The organism is Holdemanella sp., assembly GCF_056804935.1.
This window is the reverse complement of the sequence record NZ_DBMEXE010000003.1, coordinates 1-6,586: the sequence shown is the minus strand read 5'-3', so window position 1 is coordinate 6,586 and position 6,586 is coordinate 1. Positions and strand designations below refer to the sequence as shown.

Genomic DNA, 6,586 nt, shown 5'->3' with positions numbered 1-6,586 from the left:
TTCCCCACGAAGCAAGTGACAATATTTTTGATTTGTATAAGTGCTTATTTCCAAGATATCTCCATTTTGCATCGTAAGATCATGATTCTTTCCAAACGATAAATGATCCTGTGTAACAACATTCACAATTTTTGGATTTTTGATTTCAGCTTCTGCTTTCATTTGTAAAATAAACCCAGTCGGAAGATCTCCTTTATTCGAGAATGTTAATAGTGGCTGCCATATTCTTGTTGATATAGTGAACGGTTCAGTGCTTGAGTAACTTTGTGGAAACATAAAATTAGATTCAAGTTTATTAAAACTTATTAATTGCGCTTCTTTTTCTTTTGGATAAGGATATGCTGCATGCAACATAAATTGAAAATCTTGCCAGTTCCTATCCCAACTAATGTATGGAGTTTCCTTTGGCTCGACATCCCAATATACATCAATTCCTTCTTCTTCATCAATATAACGAAAGATAGCTGCAACCCCCGGAAGAATTACAGCTAACATTTTCTTACGAACGTTTGGATCATTTTTGAATTTACCAGTAATCGTAAAATCTTTAGGTTCTACAACCTTACCGGTAATTGATGATCCAATTTGATTAGAAACTGTTGATTCGGAAAGCGTAATGCTATTTTTAGATAGTCCCATATCATCTGTAATATGGATTCCTGTAGCTCTTGAAAATTCAATGCTATCACCATTTGCATTTGTATAGATTACTTTTCTCATGCCCACACGCTCCTTTTCAACATTGCTTGTGTTCTAATTTCCATTTCGTAAGGACTAAGCTCTTTTGCAGAATTAATAGTCTGATAAAAGTTTGTAACCGGCCCTTGCGGAATACCTGTAGTATTTTTGTCTGGATCCACTTTAAATTTAGCCACATTTCTTATATCGCCAAAATTAAATGACGTTCTTGCGCTTTGCATTGCTCTTTTGCCTAAATTACGCATAGCGATAATAAGGCTATCGTCTTCTTCAACACCTGCAGCTGCACCCTGTGGAATAAATTGGCCAATTTCTTTTTTGGCTCTTCTAGAAGGTGACTTAATGCCTAAGAAAGACTTCACAGAATTAAAAGCACTCTTCGCAATATTCATCAAAGCACTTCCAATTGCTCCTCCGGCTGCTTTAATTCCACCTACAATACCACTAATGATATTGGATCCAATAGACAACCAATCATACGATGCGAATGCGCCAGCAGCCTGAGCTAGTATTCCAGGAATCACCCCAAGCAATTGTGGCACCGCCTGCAATAAACCAGTACCAACCATAATCAAGATTTGTACACCTTTGCCTAAAAAATCAGGTAAGTGTGATGCGATTAAATTGACTAAGTTCACTAATATACCTAGCAATGTACTAAGAATACTTGGTAGACTCTGCAAAATACCAGTAGCGATATTTTTAATAACCTCAATACCTTTTGCCAGGAAATCCGGCATTTTAGAAAGTAGTGTATTTAACATCGAAATCGCAGTATTCGAAATACTTTCCACTACTGTCGGAAGACAAGATACAATTCCTTGAACTAAATATAAGATCAATTCCAAACCTGTTTCCATGAAACTAGGAAGATTTTCTAGCAAACAAGTAAGCATGGTTGTTACCATCGTTTGTATTTCAGACATGATCGTAGGAACATTTGTGATAATTCCAGATACCAATCCATCAATCACATTCTTTCCTTGTTCCATGAAAGCTGGTAATTGTGATGCGATTGTGCTAACTGCTTGAACGATCATACTAGAAACTTGTGTACCTAATCCAGGAACACTTGTAGTAAAGAATGTCCCAATCTGAGCTAACATAGATCCTAATCCAGTGATCAATGCTGGAACCGCTTGACTAATACCTGTAACTACTGCTTGTGGCAGAGCTACAATAATATTTCCAACCATAGGCAATAGGTTTCCGAATATAAACGTTGAAGTTGTTTTAACCAGGTTCGACATTGGAACAGTGATATCTGCTCCAATTGAAAGATTTCCTAAGAAGTCTTTAGCAGCTGCTTTCATTGCTCCAAAAGATCCAGTCAATGTAGTTGCAGCTTCTTTAGCTGTAGTCCCGGTAATACCTAGATTTTCCTGGATTGCGTGAATCGCTTCATATACATCACTTAAATTGTTGATGTCGTATTTAACACCTGTTAATTTCTGTGCATCCTGAAGCAATCGCTCCATTTCAGATTTAGTACCGCCATATCCAAGCTTCAAGTTATCAAGCATTGTATAGTTCTGCTTTGCGAATCCTTGATATGCATTTTGAACGGATTCCATATCTGAACCCATTTTGTTTACGTTGTCTGACATGTCAACCATAGCCATGTTGGCCACATCTGCTGCCTTTGCAGTGTTCCCACCCAAGCTTGAGATCAATGACGCAGAGAATGATGTAACACTATTCATGTATTCATTTGCAGATACTCCGGCAGTTTTAAATGCCTGACTAGCATATTTTTTAACTGTATCTGCATTATCTTTAAAGAGTGTTTCCACACCACCGAGCGATTGTTGAAGAGCTCCACCTTGAGTAAGCGATGCTCCTAAAAATGCTCCAATACTTCCAGCAGTAATCACACCTTTTAAATTCGATACTAAAGCAGAACCAATTGTAGATCCGGATGATTCTCCGGCCGTCTGTGATTCCCCTTTTAGTACATCAGTGATTTTTCCTTTAATGCCTTTGGCAGATGGTACAATCTGCACATAGGCAGTACCTGCATTAGCCGGCATATTAATCACCTACCAATTCTTTTTTTAATCTTTCAAATTCTTCGATAGATCCGAAAGATTCAATATCCGATTCATTATCATTTGTTTTTCCCATTAATGCATCCACCATCATGGCAGGACGATTATTTCCTTCTTGCCCATCTTTCGATTGGAACCATACCAATAAACTTAGGCGATCCATAATAGATGCCAGCAGAAAATCGCGCAATGATAACTTCTCATCCATCATTTTTAATTTAATTCGAGAATCATCCCTCAAGCCAACTGATAAAGTCGCTACTAATCTTGCTGGTAGCGACTTATAGTTATATATCTGATACGTTTCTGCAAGATCACAGATTAGCGCATCTTCATCTCTCGAAATCATGTTGGCCAGGGCTATTAGTTTTTTGTTTCTTTTTTTGTGGCCAGGATCTCTACAATCATTTCTGATACAGTTTGCGCAGAAACAATACCATCCTCTGTTCGAACAAAATCATACATTTTTTTCTTTTGTTCAGGTCCTAACAATAAAGTTAACACCTTAGACACTGCCAATAGGTTCCCATCATCAATATCAGCCAAAGCATCAATAAGTTCCATGTTGTCCGCTCTTTCGTCCGTAATTTCGAACGCGAAACCGTTTTTAGTAACCCCACTAATCATTTCTATGCACCTTTCTTTTTAATATATTCGTAATGTGTAAATCCTTTAGAGTCAGGTAAAGCTGCAATTTTAATTTCATATCCGATTGGCTCAGAATCTTTATATGTAATTTCACTAACTTCTACTAGGGATCCTCTTGGAATAACGATACGCTTTAAAACACCATCTTTTAGAATCATATCGATAACATACGATTTATCTTCAAGTTCGCTCGTTCCAGCTTTTACTGTAATCCCGGTTTTTAAGTCGCCAGTAACATTTTCATCACCATAAACAGTTTTTAAAACTGCGACATTTAAGCCTTCAATCAACTTCCATGAAAGATTATCTTTTTTTTCTGTTTGGGCGTTTAAAACGACATCTCCTCCCCAAGCTTTTACCTGCTCAGTATTTGGAGTGTTCTCATTTTTAACACCATCTTCAGAAATGTACCCCAAGCTGTTAAATTCTGCAGCTAATTCAGAAACTGCATCTTCAGGCAATGTGGTACCTAATGCACCTACATGTACTGATCCGCCAATCTTAGGCTTTGCGGCAGTAACATTTTCAACACTAGACATATTTTTTCCTCCTAATATGTAATATCAAAAATACACTGGTAGCGATATTTTTTGGTACTTGGATCAGTGAAATTGTAATCACTGTTTAACTTGACCTTAAATATTTCATCCAGTGTAATCATGTTTTTCATTTTTTCAATAACTTCTCTATTCAATAAAGCAGCCTCATACATCGAATCCGCATAAGACTGCAGTGCAAAAGTAGCCATATTAATATGCTCTTCTTCTCCACTTCCTGTTTTTTCTATACGAACATATGTATCTGGTGGATTTGGTGGGATCTCCATAAATACATCAACAGACAGAACTTCTTTTAAGTAGTTTAATAATACTATTTCAATCATTTTCCTAATGCCTTCATTAATGTATTATGCTTCAAATTACTGTAATACGCATGTGGTGTAGATGCCTTAACTTTTGCTCTGACACGTTTAGCACCCATTTTTGTTTCCAATTCATATCCTTCGCCACATGCGTCTAAAACAGACCTAGCTTTTTCTTCACAAATCTGTTTAAGTTCATCAGATTTCAGTAATTGGCCAATGCCTTCATAATTCAATTTAAACTCAAAATCATTCATATCTTTCCACCATGACTTTCTTATTCCAACGCAAAGGAATCATTTCTGAAATGCCTTCCAATGGAATACCGAAGGATTTCCATTTCTTACCAAAGAAAGAAATAGTTGCATCTGACCAGTCGTGATTATCACCTTTTGGAATGGCCAATGTGTAAACTGCCTTTTTCCCATATAGATTGGTTGAATCTAGAATCTCCTGAGATGTTGAAGGACACACTAACACATCTTTTACCGTTACTGGCGGCTTATCTGCGTATACTGGTGCATTAAATGCATCTACTCCTACTTTTGTTTTTTCATATAGAACAACATCAATTCCTTTAATCATTTGTGCCACCACACATATCTATTGTTCGTATTTTCTGCTTATTCTTAATTCCTAATCTTACGAGTTCTGAATTTTTGATAAACAAGCCTCCTCCTGGAACTAAAAATGTGCCAGAAGCAGAATAGCCAAGAGCCGATTCCGAAAATTGAGACATCGGCTCTTTATCTGTAGACGTCATCAAGGTCCTAGCGACAACATCTACAGTTACTGATTTGGCCACAGTTAATAAATCTGGATCTTGTGAAACCATTTGATCTAAATCTTTACCTCTTTTTTTTGCTTCGATTCTTAGAGAAGAACACACCACGGGAATTAATGCTCTAGCACGTTTTAATTCCTCATTGGTCATGTTTCTCCAAAGAACACCAACGTCATCGATTGTCGCGTAGTCCATTAATACCTCTATGCTGCAACTGCAGATTCAGTTGTAATCAATGCAAACGCATCAGGATCCAATACACAGAATCCTACATATGTTTCTGCACGCAATACGATTTGATTAGTTCTCTGTAAATCACCTTGATTGTCTGGATCACCAAATTCAATGATCTTCATAGGTACTTGCTCTGCATATCCCCATTTGACTGCATTTGCAAAATCACCGACAACTGCACGAATTTCACTATTTTTAAATGAAACTGTATTGTTTACACTATTTGCCATGCCTCCGAAGTTTGCTGGTTTATTTCCAAAGCGGAATTCAGGATATAAATACATTCCAGTTCCTGCAGCTTTAATTTTTCCTAATGCAGATGCGAATGCTGGCGCCATAGCAATACCAGTGACATCGCAATCTTTACCCTGAATCAACGCAACTGCGTCATCTAAATTTTCATCTGCAGTAGTTGCTGCATAAGTCACCTTATTTGTTACCGCTTTTGCGAAACAGTTTGTACCAATCTTTGCAGATTCAACTCCGTCTGCAGGATTTACGCCTTGGAAAATCATGATATCCACTGCACGTGCCATTTTTTTAGCAAATCCATCAACGAATTGTTGTAAATAAGGTAACTGCTTTTCTTCAGACATATTAATAAATTCGTCTGTTAATCTGTGCTGATATACGATTTTGATAGGTGTGATAGTTTTCTTTGCAAGATCTGCCTCTCCTGCTGGTTTATTTTCACCTTCACCAACGATAGAAGCTTCTCCATCCATTGAGAAAACCATTACATCAGTGCCTGCAAAAGGAATAGGTTCTTGTTGTGATAATAATGCAAGTGATGAAAAACCTTTAGCTTTACTATATACATCTGTGACTAAATTTGATGGGAATAGCCCTGTACTTTTTGTGATTGTTGACATTGTTTTTTCTCCTTTTAATCTTTAAATTGTGATAATAATTCTTTAACTGCTGCATTCTTGTCAGTGCTTCCGCCTGTTGATCCACCGTGCAATGGCAATACAAAGGTTTTATTTGTTGACACTAATTCAGCTAATGTTTTTGCATCTGCTCTAAGTTCTTCTTCTGTACTACCTTGTAAGCGTGATGCCATTTCTGTTGGTAGTTTAAATTCATTTGCTACCTTTGAACGTAATTGAGAAGCTTTTAACGAAGCGTTCTCGTTACGAATTGTTTCAAGTTTTGATTCGTAATCATCCTTCATTGTCTGCAAGTCTTCAGGTGATGTATAACCTTCAAATTTTTTGCTAGCATTTTGCTCATAACCATCTTTAATTTCTTGCAATTTATCAGGACTTGTCCAAGATTCATATTTCTTGTTGATTCTATCCACTCTATCCT

At 37.0% G+C, this 6,586-nt stretch carries 11 protein-coding genes; all 11 read right to left on the bottom strand.

Features of this window, described 5'->3' with window-relative positions:
* A partial coding sequence (locus tag ACZQCL_RS00370) for a phage tail family protein (protein WP_482481447.1) occupies nt 1–720 on the bottom strand: 720 nt, incomplete at its 3' end.
* Nucleotides 717–2,729 carry a phage tail protein gene (locus tag ACZQCL_RS00365; RefSeq protein ID WP_482481445.1) on the bottom strand — a complete coding sequence of 671 codons (2,013 nt, stop codon included), beginning with the start codon at nt 2,727–2,729 and terminating at the stop codon, nt 717–719. The genes ACZQCL_RS00365 and ACZQCL_RS00370, both read right to left, overlap by 4 nt.
* Before the next feature lies 1 nt (nt 2,730).
* Nucleotides 2,731–3,096 (bottom strand): DUF5361 domain-containing protein, encoded by a 366-nt coding sequence (locus tag ACZQCL_RS00360; protein ID WP_288028407.1) that lies wholly within the window; start codon nt 3,094–3,096, stop codon nt 2,731–2,733.
* Between the two features lie 14 nt (nt 3,097–3,110).
* Nucleotides 3,111–3,374 (bottom strand): hypothetical protein, encoded by a 264-nt coding sequence (locus ACZQCL_RS00355; RefSeq protein ID WP_270498811.1) that lies wholly within the window; start codon nt 3,372–3,374, stop codon nt 3,111–3,113.
* 2 nt (nt 3,375–3,376) lie between these two features.
* The gene (locus tag ACZQCL_RS00350) at nt 3,377–3,934 is read right to left on the bottom strand and encodes a phage tail tube protein (protein WP_482481442.1); all 558 of its coding nucleotides are present in this window, start codon (nt 3,932–3,934) and stop codon (nt 3,377–3,379) included.
* Nucleotides 3,935–3,945: 11 nt separating this feature from the next.
* Nucleotides 3,946–4,278: a hypothetical protein gene (locus tag ACZQCL_RS00345; protein WP_482481440.1), complete on the bottom strand. Its 333-nt coding sequence runs from the start codon at nt 4,276–4,278 to the stop codon at nt 3,946–3,948.
* Nucleotides 4,275–4,514, bottom strand: a complete 240-nt coding sequence (locus ACZQCL_RS00340; protein WP_482481438.1) for a hypothetical protein — start codon at nt 4,512–4,514, stop codon at nt 4,275–4,277. Before ACZQCL_RS00340 ends, ACZQCL_RS00345 begins: the two co-directional genes overlap by 4 nt.
* The gene (locus ACZQCL_RS00335) at nt 4,507–4,842 is read right to left on the bottom strand and encodes a hypothetical protein (protein WP_482481436.1); all 336 of its coding nucleotides are present in this window, start codon (nt 4,840–4,842) and stop codon (nt 4,507–4,509) included. Before ACZQCL_RS00335 ends, ACZQCL_RS00340 begins: the two co-directional genes overlap by 8 nt.
* Nucleotides 4,835–5,236 carry a phage Gp19/Gp15/Gp42 family protein gene (locus ACZQCL_RS00330; RefSeq protein ID WP_288001078.1) on the bottom strand — a complete coding sequence of 134 codons (402 nt, stop codon included), beginning with the start codon at nt 5,234–5,236 and terminating at the stop codon, nt 4,835–4,837. The genes ACZQCL_RS00335 and ACZQCL_RS00330 overlap by 8 nt, the downstream gene beginning before the upstream one ends.
* An 8-nt stretch (nt 5,237–5,244) precedes the next feature.
* Nucleotides 5,245–6,147, bottom strand: coding sequence for a phage major capsid protein (locus ACZQCL_RS00325; RefSeq protein WP_482481433.1), 903 nt, complete (start codon nt 6,145–6,147; stop codon nt 5,245–5,247).
* 14 nt (nt 6,148–6,161) lie between these two features.
* A partial coding sequence (locus ACZQCL_RS00320) for a hypothetical protein (protein WP_482481431.1) occupies nt 6,162–6,586 on the bottom strand: 425 nt, incomplete at its 5' end.

Coding starts and splice junctions, on each gene's coding strand:
- ACZQCL_RS00365 (WP_482481445.1), bottom strand. CDS start 2,729: ATGCCGGCTAATGCAGGTACTGCCTATGTGCAGATTGTACCATCTGCC.
- ACZQCL_RS00360 (WP_288028407.1), bottom strand. CDS start 3,096: ATGATTTCGAGAGATGAAGATGCGCTAATCTGTGATCTTGCAGAAACG.
- ACZQCL_RS00355 (WP_270498811.1), bottom strand. CDS start 3,374: ATGATTAGTGGGGTTACTAAAAACGGTTTCGCGTTCGAAATTACGGAC.
- ACZQCL_RS00350 (WP_482481442.1), bottom strand. CDS start 3,934: ATGTCTAGTGTTGAAAATGTTACTGCCGCAAAGCCTAAGATTGGCGGA.
- ACZQCL_RS00345 (WP_482481440.1), bottom strand. CDS start 4,278: ATGATTGAAATAGTATTATTAAACTACTTAAAAGAAGTTCTGTCTGTT.
- ACZQCL_RS00340 (WP_482481438.1), bottom strand. CDS start 4,514: ATGAATGATTTTGAGTTTAAATTGAATTATGAAGGCATTGGCCAATTA.
- ACZQCL_RS00335 (WP_482481436.1), bottom strand. CDS start 4,842: ATGATTAAAGGAATTGATGTTGTTCTATATGAAAAAACAAAAGTAGGA.
- ACZQCL_RS00330 (WP_288001078.1), bottom strand. CDS start 5,236: ATGGACTACGCGACAATCGATGACGTTGGTGTTCTTTGGAGAAACATG.
- ACZQCL_RS00325 (WP_482481433.1), bottom strand. CDS start 6,147: ATGTCAACAATCACAAAAAGTACAGGGCTATTCCCATCAAATTTAGTC.